This is a genomic window from Chelatococcus sambhunathii, assembly GCF_001418005.1.
Classification (GTDB): Bacteria; Pseudomonadota; Alphaproteobacteria; order Rhizobiales; family Beijerinckiaceae; genus Chelatococcus_A; species Chelatococcus_A sambhunathii.
Genome location: NZ_LIOL01000003.1, coordinates 491078 through 512480 on the forward strand (window position 1 = coordinate 491078; position 21403 = coordinate 512480).

The 21403-nt window shown below is 67.2% G+C and carries 21 protein-coding genes and 1 pseudogene; 9 read left to right on the top strand and 13 right to left on the bottom strand.

Annotated elements, in window-relative coordinates:
• Positions 1 to 166 precede the first annotated feature (166 nt).
• From ASC46_RS08810 to ASC46_RS08835, 6 genes are all read left to right on the top strand, one after another.
• The gene (locus tag ASC46_RS08810) at positions 167 to 1579 is read left to right on the top strand and encodes an FAD-binding oxidoreductase (protein ID WP_055458904.1); all 1413 of its coding nucleotides are present in this window, start codon (positions 167 to 169) and stop codon (positions 1577 to 1579) included.
• Positions 1579 to 2100, top strand: coding sequence for a TRAP transporter small permease (locus ASC46_RS08815; protein ID WP_019402652.1), 522 nt, complete (start codon positions 1579 to 1581; stop codon positions 2098 to 2100). Before ASC46_RS08810 ends, ASC46_RS08815 begins: the two co-directional genes overlap by 1 nt.
• Positions 2097 to 3374: a TRAP transporter large permease gene (locus tag ASC46_RS08820; RefSeq protein WP_055458905.1), complete on the top strand. Its 1278-nt coding sequence runs from the start codon at positions 2097 to 2099 to the stop codon at positions 3372 to 3374. The genes ASC46_RS08815 and ASC46_RS08820 overlap by 4 nt, the downstream gene beginning before the upstream one ends.
• 21 nt (positions 3375 to 3395) lie before the next feature.
• Positions 3396 to 4415, top strand: coding sequence for a TRAP transporter substrate-binding protein (locus tag ASC46_RS08825; protein WP_055458906.1), 1020 nt, complete (start codon positions 3396 to 3398; stop codon positions 4413 to 4415).
• Between the two features lie 107 nt (positions 4416 to 4522).
• The gene (locus ASC46_RS08830; RefSeq protein ID WP_055458907.1) at positions 4523 to 5200 is read left to right on the top strand and encodes a GntR family transcriptional regulator; all 678 of its coding nucleotides are present in this window, start codon (positions 4523 to 4525) and stop codon (positions 5198 to 5200) included.
• Between the two features lie 121 nt (positions 5201 to 5321).
• Positions 5322 to 7811, top strand: a complete 2490-nt coding sequence (locus ASC46_RS08835; protein WP_055458908.1) for a cation:proton antiporter — start codon at positions 5322 to 5324, stop codon at positions 7809 to 7811.
• A 9-nt stretch (positions 7812 to 7820) separates the two neighbouring features.
• Here the strand turns inward: ASC46_RS08835 and fhuF are convergent, their stop codons facing one another.
• Positions 7821 to 8588, bottom strand: coding sequence for a siderophore-iron reductase FhuF (gene fhuF, locus ASC46_RS08840; protein WP_055458909.1), 768 nt, complete (start codon positions 8586 to 8588; stop codon positions 7821 to 7823).
• A 136-nt stretch (positions 8589 to 8724) separates the two neighbouring features.
• On the bottom strand, positions 8725 to 8949 hold the full coding sequence (locus ASC46_RS08845; RefSeq protein ID WP_055458910.1) for a WGR domain-containing protein: 225 nt from the start codon (positions 8947 to 8949) through the stop codon (positions 8725 to 8727).
• A 135-nt stretch (positions 8950 to 9084) separates the two neighbouring features.
• Here ASC46_RS08845 and ASC46_RS08850 point away from each other — a divergent pair, with 135 nt between their 5' ends.
• The gene (locus ASC46_RS08850; protein WP_055458911.1) at positions 9085 to 10227 is read left to right on the top strand and encodes an ATP-grasp domain-containing protein; all 1143 of its coding nucleotides are present in this window, start codon (positions 9085 to 9087) and stop codon (positions 10225 to 10227) included.
• A gap of 24 nt (positions 10228 to 10251) precedes the next feature.
• Here ASC46_RS08850 and ASC46_RS20805 read toward each other — a convergent pair.
• The 5 genes and pseudogenes from ASC46_RS20805 to ASC46_RS08875 form a co-directional block, all read right to left on the bottom strand.
• Positions 10252 to 10851: pseudogene (locus tag ASC46_RS20805) on the bottom strand (biliverdin-producing heme oxygenase); the annotation flags it as partial.
• Between the two features lie 347 nt (positions 10852 to 11198).
• Entirely contained in the window at positions 11199 to 11684 is a 486-nt protein-coding gene (locus ASC46_RS08860) for a DUF1579 domain-containing protein (protein WP_055458913.1), read from the bottom strand.
• Between the two features lie 37 nt (positions 11685 to 11721).
• A complete protein-coding gene (locus ASC46_RS08865; RefSeq protein WP_055458914.1) occupies positions 11722 to 12444 on the bottom strand; it encodes a DUF899 domain-containing protein in 723 nt (240 codons plus the stop codon).
• A gap of 154 nt (positions 12445 to 12598) precedes the next feature.
• On the bottom strand, positions 12599 to 13444 hold the full coding sequence (gene fghA / locus ASC46_RS08870; protein ID WP_055458915.1) for an S-formylglutathione hydrolase: 846 nt from the start codon (positions 13442 to 13444) through the stop codon (positions 12599 to 12601).
• A gap of 10 nt (positions 13445 to 13454) precedes the next feature.
• Positions 13455 to 14567 (bottom strand): S-(hydroxymethyl)glutathione dehydrogenase/class III alcohol dehydrogenase, encoded by a 1113-nt coding sequence (locus ASC46_RS08875; RefSeq protein WP_055458988.1) that lies wholly within the window; start codon positions 14565 to 14567, stop codon positions 13455 to 13457.
• Between the two features lie 304 nt (positions 14568 to 14871).
• Between ASC46_RS08875 and ASC46_RS08880 the strand changes: the two genes are divergently transcribed.
• Positions 14872 to 15849, top strand: coding sequence for an omptin family outer membrane protease (locus ASC46_RS08880; RefSeq protein ID WP_157672325.1), 978 nt, complete (start codon positions 14872 to 14874; stop codon positions 15847 to 15849).
• Between the two features lie 51 nt (positions 15850 to 15900).
• Here ASC46_RS08880 and ASC46_RS08885 read toward each other — a convergent pair whose 3' ends face one another.
• The 4 genes from ASC46_RS08885 to ASC46_RS21605 all read right to left on the bottom strand — a co-directional run bounded on the left by ASC46_RS08885 (position 15901) and on the right by ASC46_RS21605 (position 18132).
• Positions 15901 to 16347 carry a hypothetical protein gene (locus ASC46_RS08885; RefSeq protein WP_055458917.1) on the bottom strand — a complete coding sequence of 149 codons (447 nt, stop codon included), beginning with the start codon at positions 16345 to 16347 and terminating at the stop codon, positions 15901 to 15903.
• A 19-nt stretch (positions 16348 to 16366) separates the two neighbouring features.
• Entirely contained in the window at positions 16367 to 17293 is a 927-nt protein-coding gene (locus ASC46_RS08890; protein WP_055458918.1) for a VOC family protein, read from the bottom strand.
• 10 nt (positions 17294 to 17303) lie between these two features.
• Positions 17304 to 17708 (bottom strand): VOC family protein, encoded by a 405-nt coding sequence (locus ASC46_RS08895; protein WP_055458919.1) that lies wholly within the window; start codon positions 17706 to 17708, stop codon positions 17304 to 17306.
• Between the two features lie 235 nt (positions 17709 to 17943).
• Positions 17944 to 18132, bottom strand: coding sequence for a hypothetical protein (locus ASC46_RS21605; RefSeq protein ID WP_186438074.1), 189 nt, complete (start codon positions 18130 to 18132; stop codon positions 17944 to 17946).
• 235 nt (positions 18133 to 18367) lie between these two features.
• On the opposite strand from ASC46_RS21605, the gene ASC46_RS08900 reads away from it, so the two are divergent.
• Positions 18368 to 18799 (top strand): OsmC family protein, encoded by a 432-nt coding sequence (locus ASC46_RS08900; RefSeq protein ID WP_055458920.1) that lies wholly within the window; start codon positions 18368 to 18370, stop codon positions 18797 to 18799.
• Between the two features lie 24 nt (positions 18800 to 18823).
• Here the strand turns inward: ASC46_RS08900 and cobF are convergent, their stop codons facing one another.
• Positions 18824 to 19579 (bottom strand): precorrin-6A synthase (deacetylating), encoded by a 756-nt coding sequence (gene cobF, locus ASC46_RS08905; protein WP_055458921.1) that lies wholly within the window; start codon positions 19577 to 19579, stop codon positions 18824 to 18826.
• Between the two features lie 126 nt (positions 19580 to 19705).
• Positions 19706 to 21400, bottom strand: coding sequence for a thiamine pyrophosphate-requiring protein (locus ASC46_RS08910; RefSeq protein WP_055458922.1), 1695 nt, complete (start codon positions 21398 to 21400; stop codon positions 19706 to 19708).
• Between the last annotated feature and the right edge of the window lie 3 nt (positions 21401 to 21403).

Consider the following 21403-nt stretch of genomic DNA (forward strand, 5'->3'; position numbering starts at 1 on the left):
CGGCCCGGCCACGGAGGCAGCAGCGCGATCGCGTTGGCGACGCCCTTCTCGTGAGCGCTGACGAGCACCTCGCGTACATAGAGAGAGGCCGGCAAGTCCGCCATTGACGGCCTCGTCGCGCCATATATTCTAGTACCTTACATATAAGATATCGTCGGGGAGGATCATGAACGTCATCACCACGCCTGCGCTGCGGCAGCAGGTTCTCGATGATTTGCGCCGGCAGCTCGGCCCCGGTGCCGTTCTCGTCGGCGACGACGTCCCCGCGCGCAATTGCAACGACTGGAGCCCGCAGGCGCCGCGCCGGCCGCTCGCGGTGGTACGACCGCTCGACGCTGCCGGCGTCGCCATGACCCTGAAGGTCTGCCGTTCCGTCGGTTTTCCCGTCGTTCCGCAAGGCGGCCTTACTGGCCTGTGCGGCGGCGCCACGCCGGAGGAGGGCTGGGTTGCCTTGTCGCTGGAGCGGATGAGCGGCATCGAGGAGGTCGACGCCGCGAGCGCCACCATGACGGTGAAGGCCGGCACGCCGCTGGAGCGTGTGCAGGATGCGGCCGACGCCGCCGGCTTCCTCTTCCCGCTCGACCTCGGCTCGCGCGGCTCCTGCGCCATCGGCGGCAATCTCTCCACCAATGCCGGCGGCAATCGCGTCATTCGCTACGGCATGATGCGCGAGCTGGTGCTCGGCCTCGAGGTGGTGCTGCCCGACGGCACCATCATCACCAATCTCAACAAGCTCCTGAAGAACAACGCCGGCTACGACCTGAAGCACCTCTTCATCGGCTCGGAAGGCACGCTCGGCATCGTCACCCGCGTCGTGCTGCGCCTGTTTCCGAAGCCGCAGTGCACGATGGCGGCCCTGTGCAAGCTCGCCGACTACGACCGGGTGGTCGCCCTGCTCGCTGCCGCCCGCCGCGGCCTCGGGCCGCTGCTGTCGGCTTTCGAGGTGATGTGGCCGGACTATTGGCAGGTGGTGACGGAGCGCGCCGGCGTGCGCAGCCCGGTTGCGCCCGGCGACGGACTCCACGTCCTCGTCGAGGCGCAGGGCACCGACGAGGCCATCGACCGGCCCCGTTTCGAGAGCTGGCTCGAGGGCCTCATGGAGCAGGAATTGCTCGTCGATGCGGCCGTGGCGCAATCGCTGGCCGACATCGATGCCTTCTGGGCCCCGCGTGATGCCTGCGCCGAATTCCCGGCCGTGCTCGGGCCACACATCTCCTACGACATCGGCCTCGCCGTCGGGCGGATGGACGACTTCGCGCGCCGCTGCAAGGCCGCGCTCGAGGCGGCGATCCCCGGCTGCGACAGCGTCTATTACGGCCATATCGGCGACGGCAACCTGCATCTCGTCACCTGGGTGCCGGGCCTCGCCGCCGCCGCCCAGCCGAAACCGGCCATGGACGCGATCATCTACGGGCTCGTGAAGGAACTCGGCGGCAGCATCTCGGCCGAGCACGGCATCGGCACCCTGAAGAAGCAGTGGCTCGGCCATGCCCGCAGCGAGGCGGAGATCGCGCTGATGCGCACGCTGAAGGCGGCGCTCGACCCCTCCGGCCTGCTCAATCCCGGCAAGGTGGTGTGATGATCGAGCGCGCCTTCAAGCTGGTCGACGCCCTGCTCGCGGTGCTGCTGCTCGGCATGGTGGTGATGGTCTTCGGCAATGTCGTGCTGCGCTACGTCTTCAACTCCGGCATCGTCGTCTCCGAGGAGCTCTCCCGCTTCTTCTTCGTCTGGCTGACCTTCATCGGCGCCGTCGTCGCCATGCGCGACGGCTCGCACCTCGGCATGGAGACGGTCCTCCTGATGCTGCCGCGCCGCGGCCGCATCGTCTGCCTCGCGCTCAGCCAGGCCCTCATCCTCGCCTGCTGCGTCATGCTGTTCTGGGGCGCATGGCAGCAGCACGAGGTCAACGCGACGACGGGGGCGCCCGTCACCGGGCTCTCCATGATCTGGATCTTCGGCATCGCCTACGTCACGGCGGTCGGCATCGGCGCCCATGCGGTGCACAAGCTCTGGCGCATCGCCACCGGCCGCATCCGCGACGACGAACTGATCGAGGTGCACGAGAGCGAAGAGACCGTGCCCCGCGAGGTGCGGCCATGACCGTCGCCGTCTTCACCATCTCGCTCCTCGGCGCCATGGCGCTCGGCATGCCGATCGCCTTCGCGCTCCTCGTCTGCGCCGTCGCGCTGATGGTGATGCAGGGCCAGATCGACGCCACCATCCTGTCCCAGAAGCTCATCGAGGGCGCCGACAGCTTCCCCCTGCTCGCCATCCCCTTCTTCATGCTGGCCGGCGAACTGATGAACGCCGGCGGCATCTCCAAGCGCATCGTCGCCTTCGCCCTCACCTGGGTCGGCCATGTCCGCGGCGGGCTCGGGCTCGTTGCGATCTTCGCCGCGGTGGTCATGGCGGCGATCTCGGGCAGCGCCGCGGCCGATGCCGCGGCCATCGGCACATTGCTCATCCCCATGATGCGCCAGGCCGGCTACAACGTGCCGCGCTCGGCCGGGCTCATCGCCGCCGGCGGCGTCATCGCGCCGGTCATCCCGCCGTCGATCGGCCTCATCGTCTTCGGCGTCATCGCCAATGTCTCCATCGGCAAGCTCTTCCTCGCCGGCATCTTCCCCGGCCTGATGATGGGCACCGCGCTCGTGCTCACCTGGCTGTGGGTGGCGCGCAAGGACAAGGTCGCGATCCTGCCGAAGCAGGGCTGGGGCCTGCGCCTCAAGGCGGGCATCGACGGCATCTGGGCGCTCGTCATGCCGCTCGGCATCATCGGCGGGCTCAAATTCGGCATCTTCACGCCGACCGAGGCCGGCGTCGCCGCCTGCGTCTATGCCTTCGTCGTCGGCGCCTTCGTCTACCGCGAACTGCCGCTCAGACAACTCTATCCGCTCCTTGTGTCGGCAGCGCGTAGCACGGCGGTGGTCGTCTTCCTGATCGCGGCGGCACTCGTCTCCGCCTGGCTGATCACGCTCTCCGACGTGCCGGGCCAGGTTTCGGCGATGCTCGAGCCCTTCATGGGCAACAAGATCCTCCTGATGTTCGTCATCATGGCGATCGTCGTCATCGTCGGCACCGCGCTCGATTTCGCGCCGACGCTGATGATCCTGACGCCGGTGCTGATGCCGGTGATCAAGCAGGCCGGCATCGATCCGGTCTATTTCGGCGTGCTGTTCATCATGAACAACGCCATCGGCCTCATCACGCCGCCGGTCGGCATCGTGCTCAACGTCATCTGCGGCGTCGCCAAGATCCCCATGAGCGACCTGATGAAGGGCCTGTGGCCCTTCCTGTGGGCGGAGATCGCCGTCCTGTTCCTGCTCGTCCTGTTCCCGGACCTCGTGCTCATCCCGCTGAAATGGCTCTCATAACAACCGGAGGAGGAAACGAAGATGAAGACCAGGTTCTGCTACAAGCTCGCCGGCGCCGGCCTCGCCGCCGCCGTGCTGTTCACCGGGGCATCGGCGCAGGCCGAGTTCAAGGAGCGCACCTTCCGCGTCTCCAACGGCGTCAGCAAGGAGCATCCCATGGGCAACGGCCTTGCCGCCATGGGCGCCTGCACGCTGGAGAAGACCGGCGGCAAGATGAAGATCCAGGCCTATTGGGACGGCGCGCTCGGCAACGACCTCACCGCCACCCAGAGCGTGCGCACCGGCTCGCTCGAGATGGTGCTGACCTCGACCGCGCCGCTCACCTCCATCGTCCCCGAGCTCGGCGTCTTCGACCTGCCCTTCCTGTTCAATAACGAGCAGGAGGCCGACCATGTGCTCGACGGCAAGGCGGGCGAGTGGTTCGCCGCCAAGCTGCCCGCTGCCGGCGTCATCAACCTCGCCTGGTGGGAGAACGGCTTCCGCCACACCACCAATTCGCGCCGCCCGATCACCAAGGCCGAGGATTTCGAGGGCGTGAAGATGCGCGTGATGCAGAACAACATCTTCATCGACACGTTCAAGGAGCTCGGCAGCAATGCCGTGCCGCTCGCTTTCTCGGAAGTCTATTCGGCCCTTGAGACGAAGACCGTCGATGGGCAGGAGAACCCCTTCAACAACATCGAGAACATGAAGTTCTACGAGGTGCAGAAATACCTCACCCTGACCAAGCACGCCTACAGCCCGACGCTCGTGCTCTTCTCGAAGAAGATCTGGGACACGCTGTCACCCGAGGAGCAGGCGGTGCTGAAGGACTGCGCGGCCGTGGGCCAGAAGGAGCAGCGCAAGGTCAACCGCGAGAAATCCGAGATCAGCCTCGCCAACCTCAAGGCACAGGGCATGGAGGTGAACGAGATCACGCCGGAGGAGATGGCGCGCATCCGCGAGAAGGCGCAGGTCATCTACGAGCGCCACGGCAAGGCCATTGGCGACGAGGCGCTGACCCTCGTCTTCGAGGAGCTCAAGCGCGTCCGTGGCAACTGACCGGCAGGTGGCCGGCATGGGCCTCGGCGGCCCGTGCCGGTCTGGCGTCATTGACGGCCGGAGCAATTCCGGAATGAATGTCCGTCTCCGGAATCAGACAGCCCCTGATGAAATCGTTCAGGCTCGATCCTCCCAAGTCGCTCTCCGCCAAGGTCATGCTGCGCCTGCGCCAAGCCATCATCGAGGGGGAACTGGCGCTCGGCGCCATCATCGCCGAGGAGACGCTGGCGCAATCCTTCGGCGTCAGCCGTACGCCGGTGCGCGAGGCCTTGAACCAGCTTCAGTTGCAGGGCCTCGTCACCATCCGCCCCCAGGTCGGCAGCTTCGTCTTCCGGCCGAGCCCGGAGGACATCGCGGAGCTGTGCGAGTTCCGCTCCGTCATCGAGCCGCGCGCCGCCGAACTCGCCTTCCGCCACGACAGGGACGGCACGATTGCGGCCATGGCCGCCGCCATCGCCGACATGGAAAAGGCCCTCGAGAAGCGGGACAATGTCGCCTATGGTCGCGCCGACACCGCGCTGCACGAGGCGCTGTTCACCCATTGCGGAAATTCCTACATCGAGGAATCCTATCGCCTCGCGGCGGGCAAGATCGCGGCGCTGCGCACGAATCTCAGCTCGCCCATCGACGTCCAGAACCCGACATCCTACGAGGAGCACCGCAGCTTCCTGCGGTTCTTCGAGGCGGGGGATTTCGCGGCCTTCGAGCGCCTGATGGTGGCCCATGTCACCGCCTCCGGCCGCACCTATGTCAAGGTGCTCGAGGAGCGCGCCGGGCGGCCGTGATGCGGCGCGCGATGCCGGTCTTCCTCGCGTAATGCACTTTCTGCGGCGCGGGCCCTCGACCGCGTCGCTCCGTCTGCTTAGAAAGGCCTGATGCAGCAAGCAATATGGGGCTGGAACGATCTTGGCATTACCGGTCATCCTGGCGGTCATCGGCGTCCTGCTCCTCATCATCAGCCTTGTCCAGCCCCTGGCGGGGGCGCTCAGGATGCCGTTCAGCGTCGTGCTCGCTGCCATCGGCATGCTCATCGCGGCGGCAGCCTCCTTTCTGCTGCATACGGAGCTGACCGACGCCTTCAACGAGCCGGCCCGGGCCATCCTCGATTTTCCCATCGGCTCGACAGTCTTCCTCTACGTCTTCCTGCCGACTCTCATCTTCCAGACGGCCCTGACGCTCGACGTGCGCCAGATGATGCCCGACTGGGTGCCGATTTTCGTCCTCGCCGTCCTCGCCGTCGTCGTGGCAACCGCGGTCATCGGCCTCGCCCTCCTGCCGCTTGCCGGCCAGCCGCTGCTCGTCTGCCTCCTTCTCGGCGCCATCGTGGCGACGACGGATCCCGTCGCCGTCGTCGGCATCTTCCGCGACATCGGTGCACCGGCGCGCCTCGGGCGACTTGTCGAGGGCGAGAGCCTGCTCAACGACGCCGCCGCGATCACGCTGTTCGCGGCGTTCCTCGCCATCCTCGTCGCGGGCGAGACGCCGGGTTTCGCTGATGCGGCCCTCTCCTTCCTGTGGACGCTGTGTGGCGGCGCGCTTGTCGGGCATCTGGCCGCGCGTGCGGCGGCCTGGCTCATCGGCAGGCTGCCCGAGCAGCGCTCCGCCGCCGTCTCGATCAGCTTCGCCCTCGCCTATCTCGTCTTCATCGCCTGCGAGCAGTTGCTCGGCGTGTCCGGCGTCATCGCCGTCGTCGTCGCGGGCATGACACTGAGCCTCCTCGGCCCATCGCGCGCCTCGCCGGACGGATGGAGCTACCTCACCGGCATCTGGGATCAGATTGCATTCTGGGCGAGCTCGCTCGTCTTCGTGCTCGCCGCCATCCTGGTGCCACGCCTGCTCGCCAGCCTGTCGCTGTTTGATCTCTTCCTGATTCTCGTCGTCGCAGCCGCGGCGCTCGCCGCCCGTGCCGTCATCCTCTTCGCCCTGCTGCCGCTCTTGAGCCTGCTCAAGCTCTCGCCGCCGGTCAGCATCCCCTACCGGGTCGTCATTCTCTGGGGCGGTCTGCGCGGCGCCGTCACGCTGGCGCTGGCGCTCGCCGTGACGGAGAACGACATCGTCCCCGACGACATCCAGCGCTTCGTCGCCATCCTTGCCACCGGCTTCGTGCTTTTCACCCTGCTCATCCAGGGAACCACCATGCGCTGGGTCATCTCCTCGCTCGGCCTCAATCTCCTGTCGCCTCGTGATGCTGCCATGCGCGGCCAGGTGCTCGCCGTCGCGCTTGAGAACGTGCGCGAGGCCGTTGCCCGGGCGGCCGAGGCCTACAAGGTCGCCTCCGGCACAGCGCTTGCGGAGGCCCGCCGCTACGCCGAGCGGATCGACGAGGCGGCGAGCGCCGGCCAGGGACGGGAGCTGACGGACAAGGAGCGCCTGTCCCTCGGGCTGCTGACGCTCGCCGGACGCGAGCGTGACATCATCATCGAGCGCATGAGGGCGCGAACCGTTTCCGCCGCGCTGCTGCCCTCGCTGCTTGCCCAAGCCGAGACGCTGCTCGACCGCGCCCGTACGGGTGGCTGGTCGGACTACCAGCGTGCCGCCAAGCAGACGCTTGCCTTCGACTGGAAGTTCGGCTTCGCCCAGTTTCTCCATCGCCGCCTCCATGCCAGCGGACCGCTTGAGCGGTTGCTGGCGCGGCGCTTCGAGATGCTCTTCGTGACACGAACGGTGCTTGAGGAACTGAGCTCCTTCATTGACAGCAAGATCGTGCCCATCCTCGGGCTGCGCGTTGGCGAAGTGCTGCACGAGATTGTCGAGCGGCGGCAGGAGGCCGTCGCCGCCGGCCTCGATGCTCTCCGGCTGCAATATCCGCTCTATGCGGAATCGCTGGAGCGCCGGTTGCTGCGCAAGATCGCGCTGAGGCAGGAGGAGCTCGAATACATGGTCCTCTTCGAGGACGGTCTCATCGGCCCGGAGCTCTACGACAACCTGCGCCGCTCCGTCGATGCCGACCGCAAGGAGGCGGACCGCCAGCGGCGGCTCGACCTTGCCCTCAACGCGCGCGAACTTGTCGGCGAACTGCCGATGTTCGCTGATCTGACTGGCGAACAGCTGACGGAAGTGACGAAGCTGTTGCAACCTCTGTTTGTCATCCCGGGAGAGCAGGTCATCCGCCGGGGGACGCCGGGCGATGCCGTCTATTTCATCGCCTCCGGCGCTCTCGAGGTAAGCCTGCCGGGCCGCAAGGTCCGCCTCGGGCGCGGCGATGTCGTGGGAGAGATGGCTCTGCTCCATGGCCGGCCGCGCCAGTCGGACGTGCACGCCATCAGCTATTGCTTCCTCCTGCGACTCGATGTGCGGGCCTTCCAGGGATTCCTCGCCCAGCACCCCGGCATCAGGCGCAACATCGAGCAGGTGGCGGCCGAACGCGCGGCCGCGAACGCGGAAGCGGTCGCGTAGGTTCGGAGTCTAGTGCTCCGTCCCGGCCTGCCGCACGGCCGGCAGCGGGCACAGGCCGCCGCAGCCGGGAACGCCGGGCAGCTTGTAGCGCAGGCAGCAGACCTTGCGACGGCGCGCCTCGATACCGTCCTCGACAATCGGCCTGATCGACCCGTGCATGGGATTGGGCGCGCCGCACGGCAGTATGGCCGCCTCGACGAGACGGAGCGCCGCTGCTGCGCGCTCGCCCGGCACGCGCGGATGGGTGGCGGCGGCGCGCACAACCCAGTCGAAATAGCTCGCCGCATTGTTCCAGAAGAGTCGCGGTGCGAGCCCGCTGACCGCGACCAGCGCCGCGACGGTCGGCTGCAGGTGATCCGTGATCAGCGCCTCCAGCACGGCGATCGCGTCGCAAGGTCCGAGGGTCTCGTCCGGCGCGATGCGCGCGGCCCGGCTTTCCCCCTCCGCCGAAAAGGTGAAGGAGACCTCGGACAATGCCGCCGCGGGCATCCGGTCCGAGAGCATCGCCAAGGCGGCGATTGGCAGGATAGCGCCGGAGAGATGGTAGAGGCTCCAGTAGGAGACGGCCGCGGCGCGCAGCCCCGGGTCGAAGCGGGCGGCATAGCGGTCGAGCCGCGGTCCGAGGCGGTCCGGCGCGATAAGCTCGGCCGCCGGCAGGAAGTCCCGTTCGTCGTCCGGCCGCGCGACGCGCTCGCGCAGGAGGACGAGGTCGCCGTCGAGAACGCCGTGCCAGTCGTGCGGGGCAGGATGCGCGAGGACGGCCTGCGCTGTGCTCATCCGTCACCCTTTCAGCGGCAGGAAGACCGAGGAGCCGCCCGGATAGCGTCCCGAAGGCGCAGGATCAAGCCGGCGAGGACAATCACCGGTTTTATGATCCCGTCGCAAGGGGACATCCGGCGGGTCTTCAGGCGCATCAGGCCGGCACATAGCCCTTCAGCGCCTTGCGCTGCGCAAGACGCCGGGCGGCGGCATAGGCATCGGCACGGCTGCCGCAGATGTCGAGCCGGAAGACCCCACGGCGACCGATACGCCCGTAGTTGCGGACGAGCGACCATTCGCCGAGGAGGTTTCGCTCGACGGACAAAGCATAGAAACGCGCCATGTTGCGGCGGGGATCGATGCGATGGAGAACGATCATCACGGCTCCCGGACGGGTTCTTGCGACCCTTTCCGAGGAAACACGCGTGGAATCCGGCGTCCAACGAGAGTTATGAATCGATCCGGTCCGAGCGATTCACGCCATTGATGAGGTCCAGCCGGAGGTTCCTGCCCGATGATCGATCAAGCCGCCCTCGCCGGAGCGCCGGTCGCCATTCTCTACCAGGCGCTGCCGCCGCCGGTGATCGGTGGCCTGCGCAAGGTCGCCAAGCCGGGCGGCTATTCCGACAGCGGCGCCGATATCGGCTTCGCCCTCGCAGGGGTCGGGGTGCCGGTCGTGACCCCGGTCCGCAATCCCGATCCGGCGCGGAACCTCGACTGGGTCTTTCCCGACACGCCGCAGGGTATCGCCGAAGCGACCGGCAGCGGCGCGGCCGTGCTGTGGGCCAATACCGTTCTGTTCGAGGGCCATCCGCTGGAGCTCGTCTTGGGCGAACGCTTCGTCGTCGGCCATCGCCCCGACGCCGTACAGCGCGCCGACGACAAGTTCCTCACCAACCTGCGGCTGCGCGAGGCCGGCCTGCCGGTCGCGCGATCAATGCTCGCCGCGCACGAAGCCCGCGACGGCATCGCGGCCGTCGCGGAGATCGACGCGGCCCTTCTCGCCAGGGCCGGCCTCGCGCTGCCGCTCGTCATCAAGCCGGTGCGCGGGCGTGGCAGCCAGGGCGTGACGGTGGTGCGCAGCCTCGCCGCGCTGCACGCCGCCGCCCGCGACCTCCTCGCCGCGGCGACCTTCGGCGACATCGTCATGATCGAGGAATTCCTGCCGGGCGAGGAGCTGACCGTCGCCGTCCTTCCCGCCGGCCTGCCCGGCCCCGACGGCCGCCTTGCGCAGGAGGCCTGGTGCCCGCCGCCGGTACGCCGGTTCGACCACCACGACGACGTGGCGCCCTACAATGGCCTCGTCGCCGTCACCCGCAACAGCGTCGCGCTGACGGCGCACGAGGCCGCGGAGCCCGCCGTTGCGGCCGTCATGGCCGCCTGTGCGGCCGCGGCCGCGGTGGTCGAGGCGCGCACCATCATCCGCATCGACTGCCGGGCGGGAGCCGACGGCCGCTACCGGCTCTTCGACCTCAACATGAAGCCGAACCTCACCGGCGCCGGCAGGCCCGGGCGCGAGGACCAGGACAGCCTGTGCACCATCGCGGCGCAGGCGGCCGGCTGGACCTATGCCGACCTTCTCGGCGCGATGCTCGCCGGTGCCTGGCGCGAGAGGGACGGCCTCGTCGAGCGTCTTGGAGTTACGGGCGGCTGCTGAGCCGTCTGGCGCGAGGCCCGTTCGGCCGAAATGCACCTCGACGAGGCCGTGCACGCGCTTGAAGGCGGCTTCCGCCCCTGCGATCACGCGGCCTTCCTCGGCTTCCGTCAGCGCGATGCCGTCGAGCGCGGCCGTGAAGGTGCGCCAGTGCAGGCCGCGGCCGTCGGGATGGCCGGCGAGATGGCGCGCGCCGAACGTCTCCGACAGGCCGATCCCCGCCGCCGCCTGGAGGAGGAAGGCGGCACCGAGGTTGGAGCCTTCGGCGATATAGAGCCAGCCGAGCGCCGTCGGCAGGTCCGCGCTCGCGCCGAAGGCCGGCGCCGCCGCGATCTCTGGCACTGTCCCGCCGAGATCGATGATGTCCTGCTCGATCTGTGCCAGGCGTCGCCGGCCGGCGAGATCGGGCAGAAGGGCATCGAGCGCCGGGTTCGAATAGAGCGCGTCGATGTCGCGGTGGAAGGCATGTTGCACCGCAAGGAAGCGACCGTAATTGACGCGGTCGGCAAAGGGCGCACCGGCCATGATGCGCTTGTCCAGTGCCTCGTGCGTCGCGAGCGTGCAGGCCTTGAGACGTTTCGCCCGTCCGCTCATCGCCATGACCTCCGCGGCCGGCCGTTCCATCATGTTCACGGTCAAATCCCCGTTGCTGTCCACACCCATCAGGATGTCCGCCTTGCCGCCGATGGCGGACATGTCGTCGGCAAACGGCATCGCGTTATGTTTGCGCCTTTTACGTGAATATCCGAATATTCGTGATCCAGACAGATGGAAAATAGCTGTTATCGGCAGTTTATAATTTTTCAAACTATGCATAGGAGCGCTTTTCGATCGTCGTGGCGCCCTTCTCATGAATAATCTCGTGAGGATATACAAAATTGCACTGGGCATCGTCACGGTCGCGCTGGCCATAAGGAAAAGGCGCCCCGCATGGCGGGGCGCCTCGAAGGACGCGGTCGGCGGGGCGTGCAGGCTCAGACCCTGCGACGGTAATGGGCGGTCATCATGTCGCTCCACGACCCATCGGGCTTCTGCACCCGACCCGTGAACCTGCGATTGTCCCTGTCGATGATCGTCACGATGTCCTGATAGCGCGCCGTCTCGCCCGGCCGCTCGAAGTCAGGACCGGTGCAGTCGAGGGTCAGCACCTTGCCGGTCTCGTCGAGCGTGCCCTCATAGACCCACAGGTGGGTCATCATCGAGCCGATCCACGTGCCGACGTAGCGCTTCTTATGCGGATCATAGCCGAGCGTCAGCAGCGTCGTCACGGGGCCGCAGCCGGGCATGTCGCCACGGCCTTCGCTGACGAACCAGATGCCGTCGAGCGCGCGCACGGTCTCCGTCCATTCCGCCGTCTCCTCCTGGCCGGGCGTGGGGACCTCATTCCGCACGGCCCACTCGCCGACGAGCTGTTCGAGCCAGCGGTGCTCCTGCGTCGGTTCTGCTTTCTGCATGGTCATCTCCGGGCTTTCGTGGTGGTTGGGGCAACGGGAGACTTCAGGCGCAGCAGGCGCGACCCGCGGCCTCGTATTCGTCGTGACGGCGCACCCAGTCCATGGTCGTGTGCTCGTTGCGACCGAGCGGCGCCCGATCGAGGATCATGAGGGTGCCGATGAGTTCCTCGCCGCCGCGGGCATAGCTGGAATAGGTGTGGAACACCTCGCCCTTCTCGTCCCTGTAGAAGGCGCTGAGTCCCGGCAGTTCATCATGGGCCTGCGCGCGTGGGATCATCTCGTAATTGTAGTAGACGCTGCCCTTGGCCAGAGCCTCCGGCGTGAAGGAGACGTGGAAGTCGTAGTTGAAGTCGCTGCCATGCGACGACACCCACGGGAAGCGCCAGCCCATTCTGCGCTTGTAGGCCTCGATCCGATCAAGCGGCGCACGCGAGACAGCAAGCAGGGTCACGTCGTGGTTCTCGAGATGCGGCAGCGCGCCATCGAGATGGTCGGCGAGGAAAGAACAACCGGTGCAGCCCGCCTCCCAGTCCGGCCCGAGCATGAAATGATAGACGACGAGCTGGCTGCGGCCGGCGAACAGCTCCGCCAGCGTCTTGCGTCCGTGAGGCGTGTCGAAGACATAGGGCTTGTCGACCCGCACCCACGGCAGCGCGAGACGGGCGGCGTTCACCTTGTCGCGCAGATGCGTGAATTCCTTCTCCTTGGCGAGGAGCGCGCGGCGTGCCTCGAGCCACTCCTCCCGCGAGACAACCGGGTGCTGCATGATATCCTCCGCTGGTGTGCGGCGAACCGATCACCGCTTGGCTGGCCCCCCGGTCAGGTAGGTTGATATCAACATTATAGAGTGGAGTCAAAGCGGGAAGCATATGGTTCCCCTGCTTGCCATTCGCCGTCACGGCGTGGCGCGCACGTCTGGCTCAGCCGAGCCGCGCGGCGTGCCAGCGCAGGTGGTCCTCGATGAAGGTGGCGATGAAGAAATAGGAGTGGTCGTAGCCCTCCTGGAGGCGCAGGGTCAGCGCGATACCGGCCTTGCGGCAGGCCTCTTCCAGCAGCTCCGGCTTCAGCTCGCGCGTGAGGAAGGTGTCGGCCGTGCCCTGATCGACGAGGATCTCCGGCAGCCGTGCCCCGTCCTCGATCAGCGCACAGGCGTCATAGCTGCGCCATGACACGCGATCCGGTCCGAGATAGCCCGCGAGCGCCTTCTCGCCCCACGGACAGTTCATGGGCGAGACGATGGGCGCAAAGGCCGACACGGCCCGGAAGCGCTCCGGCGCGCGCAGGGCGATGGTAAGCGCCCCGTGCCCGCCCATGGAATGGCCCGTGATGCCCTGCCGATCCATGTCCGCCGGCAGTTCCCGCGCGACGAGCGCGGGCAGTTCCACCTCGACATAGCTCTTCATCCGGTAATGGCGCGCCCATGGCGTCTCGGTCGCATCGACATAGAAGCCGGCCCCGAGGCCGAAGTCGTAGGCGCCTTCGGGATCGTCCGGCACGCCCTGCCCGCGCGGGCTTGTGTCCGGCGCGACCAGCATGAGACCGAGTTCGGCGGCGATGCGCTGGGCGCCGGCCTTCACCGTGAAGTTCTCCTCCGTGCAGGTGAGGCCGGAGAGGAACCACACGATGGGCACCTTGCACCCACCCTCGGCCTGCGGCGGCACGAAGGCGGCAAAGCGCATCGCGGTGCCGGTCTCGCGCGAGGCATGCCGGCAAACGAGCTGGGTGCCGCCGAAGGCGCGGGCACGGCTGAGGATCTCGAAGCACATCGGCGCCTCGTCAGTAGATGACGACGGAGCGGATCGACTTGCCCTCGTGCATCAGGTCGAAGGCCGTGTTGATCTCGTCGAGCGGCATGGTGTGGGTGATGAGGTCGTCGATGTTGATCTTGCCCTCCATGTACCAGTCTACGATCGTCGGCACATCCGTGCGCCCGCGCGCGCCGCCGAAGGCCGTGCCCTTCCAGACGCGGCCGGTGACGAGCTGGAAGGGGCGCGTCGCGATCTCCTTTCCAGCCTCGGCGACGCCGATGATGATCGACTCGCCCCAGCCGCGATGGCAGCACTCCAACGCCTGGCGCATCACGTCGACATTGCCGGTGGCATCGAAGGAGAAGTCCGCCCCGCCGTCGGTAAGGTCGACGATCGCCTGCACCACCTTGTCGGTACCGATCTCCTTCGGGTTGATGAAGTCGGTCATGCCGAACTTGCGCGCCATCGCCGCCTTGGAGGGGTTGATGTCGACGCCGATGATCCTGTCGGCCCCCACCATGCGCGCGCCCTGGATGACATTGAGGCCGATGCCGCCGAGGCCGAAGACGACGACATTGGCCCCCGGCCACACCTTGGCGGTGTAGATGACAGCGCCGATACCGGTGGTGACGCCGCAGCCGATGTAGCAGATCTTGTCGAAGGGCGCGTCTTCGCGCACCTTGGCGAGCGCGATCTCCGGCAGCACCGTGAAATTCGCGAAGGTCGAACAGCCCATGTAGTGGAAAACGGTCTCGCCGTCGCAGCGGAAGCGGCTGGTGCCGTCCGGCATCACGCCCTGGCCCTGCGTGGCGCGGATCGCCGTGCACAGGTTCGTGCGCCGCGAGAGGCAGGATTTGCAGTTGCGGCACTCGGGCGTGTAGAGCGGGATGACATGGTCGCCGGGCTTGAGCGCCGTGACGCCGGCACCGACCTCGCGCACGATGCCCGCCCCCTCGTGACCGAGAATGGCCGGGAACTTGCCCTCGGAATCGAGCCCCGACAGCGTATAGGCGTCCGTGTGGCAGACCCCCGTCGCCATCACCTCGACCAGCACCTCGCCCGCCTTCGGCCCCTCGAGCCTGACCGTCTCGATGGTGAGCGGCTTGCCGGCCTCCCAGGCTACTGCGGCGCGCGTCTCGATCATGCCCTGTCCTCCAGTCTCGCCAAGCCGGCAGCCGGAACTGCCGGGGGGTTCTCAGACACTATGCACGATGATGGCGAGTCGGGGACAGCAGGAGCGATCTCGGACGCGGATTTCACCTGCGAAGGCATGGCAGGCCGTCGGCCGAGCGCTCGCGACCGGCGGCGCCGACAGGCTGACAACTAACGCGGCATGCCCGAATCAGCCATAAGGAGGCCCTTCGGGCTTGGCCGCCATTTCCGATCATGCGGCGTCTGCCTGAATGGACTGGGGATATCGGGGGCAGACGTTGAATCATTCGAGAGTGAACCGGAGCGCTGCCGTTGCCGGAACGGTGGCCTTTTGCGTATTGCTGGCGCCGTCTACGGGGCTGGCGGCCGATGTCGCGACGCGAGCGGCGCCTGTAGCCGCTGGCGGGCCCGGCAGCGGTATTTCGGCGGAAGTCTTCGGGGGTTACCTGACGGGGACGGCCGGCGAGTACGTCTATAACGTGCCGGGCGATGGCGGGAAGATCAGCCAGCTCAATTGGCAGATCGACAATGCGGCAATCGTCGGCGCACGCATCGCCTTTCAGCCGCGGGACTGGCTCACCTTGCGCGCGAGCGGCTGGTCGGCCGTCGCGTCGGACAACGCCATGGACGATTTCGACTGGTTGGCCGGCTACCAGGGCTTCGACAGCTGGACGCACTGGTCCCATTCATCGCGCACCAGCCTCGCGCTCGCCTACCAGCTCGACCTCGGCGGTGCGGTGAGGATCCATGCGGAGGGGCCGCTGGAGATCAATGCCCTCGCCGGCTACCGCTTCATGACCTTCAAGATGAACGACCGCGGCGGTCACTACATCTATTCGGAAAACGGCTTCCGCAACCAGGCCGGCGTCTTTCCCGACGGACTGGGCATTGCCTACCAGCAGTGGTGGCATACGCCTTACATCGGCCTCGGCGGCAGCTACACCAGCGGGCCCGTCAAGATCATCGCCGAGTTCATCACCAGCCCGCTCGTCATGGGCCGCGACAAGGACCATCACAACATGCGCGACATCGTCTTCAAGGAGACGTTCAGTCCGAGCTGGATGGTCGGCGCGACGCTCGGCATCGAATATGCGGTCACAGATATGCTCGCCCTGACCGGACGCGCCGAATACCAGAACTATTTCGAGGCCAAGGGCAGTACCCTCATGATCGACGGCGACGATGGCGTCGTCACGAAGATCCCGAAGCCAGGCGCCGGCGCCGGCATGGACACCTTAATTCTCTCGGTAGGCCTGAAAGCGTCCCTCTGACGGAAGCCTCCGCTACACCACAGGGCCGGCCCGGATGGAGCCGGCCTTGACTTATCGGTGTGCGATCCAGCCGCGCTTCCTCGCCTGCGCGGCGAACCATGGGAGGAAGACGCCGATGGCGAAGATGAACAGGGGAAACGGAACGGCCATGAAGCCGAGGAGGCCGATCGCGTCCATGACGAGGAAGGTGTAGCCGAACTGCAGGACGATGGCGGCGAGTGACACGGCGAAAGCCGGCATCGCCCACCCCTTGCGCAGGACGAGCCCGAGCGCGCCGGCAAGCCCGCTGAGGATGGCAAGGCCATAGACGGCAAAGAGCCACTGCGGTCGCGCGGCATAGAGCTGGCGCTGCGCCTCGCGCATCCCGGCAACGGTGGCCTCATCGGTCATCAGGTCGACGGTCCAGGCCATGGCGCCGAAGAGCATCCACAGGAGGGCGAGGCCGGAGACGAGCCAATACCAGGACGGTGGCCGGCCGGTCGCAGAGATCGGAACCATCTCTTTTTCCTTTCCTCTGTCAGGACGAGGCCCGGCCCGCGTGGGCGGCTTCGAGCGCCGCGATGTCGAACTTCTTCATTTTCAAGAGGGCGTCCATCACCCTCTCGGCGCCTTCCCGGTCCGGGCCGGAGAGCAGTTTGGGCAACACGGCCGGCACAATCTGCCAGGAAAGGCCGAAGCGGTCCTTCAGCCAGCCGCACTGCTGTGCCGTCGCGTCACCGCCTGCGCCGAGCCCCTCCCAGTAATGGTCGACCTCGTACTGGCTGTCGCAGAGCACCTGGAAGGAGAAGGCCTCGTTGAAGGCGAAGCCGTGCGGCATGCTGCTGTCCATCGCGCTGAAACTCTGGCCGGCCAGCGCGAAGCGCGCGTATTTCACGTTGCCCTCGCGGTCGTTCTCATCCGGCCCGTAGCGGTGCAGGTCCGCGATCGCGGCGGCGGGAAAGAGGCTTGTATAGGTGCGCATCGCCTCCTCGGCCTTCCCGGCTACATCCCCCGTGAACAGGAGCGACGGCGTGATCTCGATATTGGCGCGCGGCGCGCGGTCGAGCATGATCTGCCACGACAGGCCGTAGCGGTCGCTCAGCCAGCCATACCTGTCGCTCCAGTCGTAGCGGTCGAGCGGCATCAGCACGTTGCCACCCTCGACGAGCCGATGCCACAACCTGTCCACGTCGGCTTCCGAGCCGCAGTGGACAAAGAGCGACGCGGCCGGCGTGAATCTGAAATGCGGGCCGCCGTTGAGCGCGAGGAAGCTGCGCCCGGAGAGGCTGAACTCCACGGTCATCACGGAGCCCTCCGGCCGACCGTGTACTTCCTGGCCGGCCTTGCCGTAGCGTGTGACCGTGCCCGTGGCGGAACCAGGCAGGAGCGACGTATAGAAGGCTGCCGCCTCCTCGCCTTCATGATCGAACCACAGGCAGGGAATGATCGGTGGATGGTTGGTCATGTCCTTCTCCTCACGCGGGCATCGCCGACGGGTCCATCCAGAACAGCTCCCAGATGTGTCCGTCGGGGTCCTCGAAGCTGCGCTCGAACATGAAGCCGTGGTCGCCCGGCTCGCGCGCTTCTTTGCCGCCGGCCGCGAGCACCTTGTCCATCATGGCGTTGACGGCCTCCTTGCTGTCGAGCTGCAGCGCCAGCAGCACCTCGGTCGTGCGGCTCACATCCGCGATGTCCTTCCTGGTGAAGCGGCGCAGGCTGCCCGGCGTGTGCAGCATGGCGAAGATGGTGTCGGAGATGACGAGCGCGGCCGCCTCGTCGTTCGTGAAGCGCTGATCGAAGGAATAGCCGAGGGCCTCGAAGAAGCGCATCGAGCGCTTCAGGTCCGAGACCGCCATATTGACGAAGATCGCCTTGGCCATGGGTGGCTCCGATAACGTTTGAAGGGAATTCACGAAACGGCTCAGGTCTGCTGGCCGGGAGGGGGGCGCGGGCTGGCGCATGCCGATGCGGTTTCCTTCCGTATCACAGAGGGCGACGCACTCGCCTATCCCGAGAATGTTCATCGGCTCGCAGGACACCTTGACGACCGCATATACTCCACGGTGATACGGATATTGCGCCGGCCATTGCGGATTGCGCCCGTGGAAGCTGCCGTTAATCACGCCCGACTTGACTGGCGCGCATGTCCTCCTCCGTCTCGGTCGTCGTTGCGAGGACCTCATAGCCCGTTTCCGGATCGAGCATCGCGGTGTGCCAGTTGAAGGCGGAGCGACAGAAGGCCGCCATGTGCCCACGGTCGTCATAGGGCACTTCAAAAGCGACGACGGTACACGTTCGACGCAAGATTTGCCTCCGGAAGAGAGAGTTGTCCGCGGACCGCGCCGCTGTTCCGACGCCCGGTCTTCTCGCCATCTGCCGGCCGATATGATCGAGCAATCCAATATAAAGGTTGATATCAACGTTTTATGGGATTGTCAATGCACCGGCGACCACGAGCGCTTCGTCAGACAATTGTCCGAAATACGCGCCTAACATGAGGCTTGGGCCATCCGGCTCGGATCCAGCACAGGAGCGAGGCATGAAGATCAATCGTACGGGATCGGCTGTCTGGTCGGGAGGCCTCAAGGACGGCCGCGGCGCCCTCTCCACGCAGAGCGGCGCCCTGAAGGATTACCCCTACGGCTTCTCGAGCCGCTTCGAGGGCGTGGCGGGCTCGAATCCGGAGGAACTCATCGGCGCGGCCCATGCGGGCTGCTTCACGATGGCGCTGTCCCTCATCCTGGGCGAGGCGGGCCTCACGGCCGAGCGCATGGAGACGACGGCGAAGGTCACGCTGGAGCAGGCAGACGGCGGCTTCTCCATTCCGGCCGTGCACCTGACGCTGAGAGCCCGCATCCCGGGCGCGGACGACGCGAAGTTCCAGGAACTCGCCGCCAAGGCCAAGGCCAACTGCCCGGTCTCCAAGCTGTTGAAGGCCGAGATCACCCTGGACGCAACCCTCGAGGGCTGATCTGGGATCAGGAGGCTAGGCCCCTCACCTCTCCTGCTTCTTCAGGAGGTAGGTGTCCATGATCCACCCCTTCCTCGCCCGCGCCGCCTGCTTGGTGCGGGCGATCTCCTCACCGACGTCGGCGAGACGGCCGGCGATGACGATCTCGTCCGGCGTGCCGAGATAGGCACCCCACCAGATGTGCGTGTCGGGATCGTGCCCGGCAAAAGCGGTGCCGCCGTCGAGCATCACGACGGTCGTGCCCTCCCCGGCGAAATCCTCGCCGAGGCGTCGGCCCGTCGTGATGATCACCGGCTTGCCGATGTCGTTGAGGACCACGCGATGGCTCGCAGCGAGGGCCTGGATGCTGGTGATGCCGGGGATCACCTCGACGGCGAGCCTCAACGCCCCGCGCGCTTCGACCCGCTCGAGGATGCGCAGGGTGCTGTCGTAGAGCGACGGGTCCCCCCAGACGAGGAAGGCGCCGGTGCGGGCCTCGTTGAGCTCATCACGGATGAGCGCCTCGTAGATCCCGGCGATGGCCTCGTGCCAGTCCTCGACACCGCTGCGGTAGCCGCCCGAAGCATCGCGCTGCGGTACGGCAAAGGAAACGCGGTGCACGCCCGCCCGCTCGATGAAGCGGTCGCAGATCCCGCGCCGCAAAGCCGCGAGCTCCTCCTTCTCCGCACCCTTCTCGGGAATGAAGACCACGTCCGCCCGATTGAGCGCCTTGATGGCCTCAACGGTCATGTGCTCCGGGTTGCCGGCGCCGATGCCGATGACGAGGATGTTGCGCTGCATGAATGGCTTTCGTCGCCGATGAAGGGGGTTGAACGGGTCGAGAATGCGGGCACTGCAACCGACGGTGTGGTGCCGTTCCGCATCAGCGTTCCTTTCCGGGACAGATACCGGAAAGGAGGAGCCCCCTCAATCCGGCAGCACCCTTATGTCGAGGAGCGCCTGGCGCCGTTCTTCGCGCACCACGGTGAGCGCCGCGGCAATGGCCGCGGGCACCTCTGCCGGGTCGGTGACGCGCCGGCTCCAGGCACGGCTCGCGGCGGCGGTCTGGGTGAAGTCGGGCGACGGCTTCAGCGCCGTCAGCGGCATCTCGTTTGCCCGGGCCGCATGGCCGCCCGGATAGAGCCCGGCGACGGAGGCGCGCACGGCGCCCCATTCCTCGTTGTTGAGCACGATCACCAGCACCGGCAGGGCGAGCGCCTCCGCGATCTGGTGGCAGACCGTCGGGTTGGCGAACATGTAGGAGCCGTCGCCCATGGTCGCGACGCAGATCCGGTCGGGCTCCGCCAGCTGGGCGCCGAGGGCGCAGGGAAAGCTCCAGCCGAGCCCGCCGGAATGCGGCTCCTGGAACCACGAGCGATATTCGCTCCGCTTGAGGGTGCCGAGCTGGGTGCCGAGCTCGGAGAAGACGCTCGCCTCCAGCCCGTCGAGCGCCTCGCCGAGGCACAGGCTGACATAGGCCTTGGTGATGCCGCGGCGCACGTCCGCCGCCTTCTCGCGCGCCGCCCGGCGCGTCGCCTCGGAACCCTCGGCGAGCCGGGCCCGCCTTGCGGCGATGGCCGCCTCGTCGCGGGGGAGGCCGGCCATCGCATCGATGAGCGCCGGCACCGTCACGGCACTCTCGCCGGCGACGGCGACATCGCAGCGAAAGTTGCGCACCGGGAAGCGGCTGAAGAGCGGATCCGGCCCCATGTGGATGACCCGCGCGTCGGGGCGCAGCGCGTGCCTGTCCGGCCACCACGGGGCGAGGCAGTCGAGCACGAGGACGACATCGGCCTCCGCGAGCCACGGGCCGGGATCGGCACCGATGTGGCAGGGATGCTCCGTGGAGATGGCAAGGTGCGTCGCCCACCAGGAGCAGACGGCGATGCCCCATGCCTCGGCCCAGCAGCCGAAGGCGGTAAAGCTCGCCGCATCGCCCGCCCCGCGCTGGGCGATGACGAGCGGCCGCTCGGCCCCTGCGAGGAGGCGCGCCGCTTCGGCGAGGGCCGCGGCATCGGGCGCGACGGCGACGGGGCTCAGGCTCGGCGGGCCCTCCAGCCCCGCGCGCGGCGTCGCCTCGCACAGGGTCTCGCGCGGCAGCGACAGATAGACGGGACCCTTCGGCGTCGAATTGGCGATGGCCCAGGCCCGGTCGAGGAGGCCGCCCACCTGCTCCGGGAACTTGAGCTCGTAGTCCCACTTGCAGGCCTCGCGCACAAGGGCCGTCTGGTCGCGCATCTCCTGCCCCCAGGCGATGGGCATCGTGCGGGCGCCGAAGCGCTTCTCCTCCGTCACCGGCGTGCGGCCGGACATCAGCAGAATGGGCACATGCTCGCAGGCCGCGTTGATGGCGCCGGTCGCGCCGTTCGACAGGCCGACATTGGTGTGCAGCATCACGGCCTGGCTGCACCCGCTCATGAGGTAATAGCCGTGCGCCATGCCCATGGCCGCGTGCTCGTGCGGGATGACGAGCGCGCGCGGCAGCGCGATCTCCTTGGCCGCTGCCTCCGCCAGCCCCTCGATCACCGGCGGAAAATCGGTGCCGGAATTGGCGAAGACATAGTCGACGCCGAGCGCCTTGAGGCGCGTGAAGATGGCGCCGCCGGCGGTCATCGTGTCCATGGT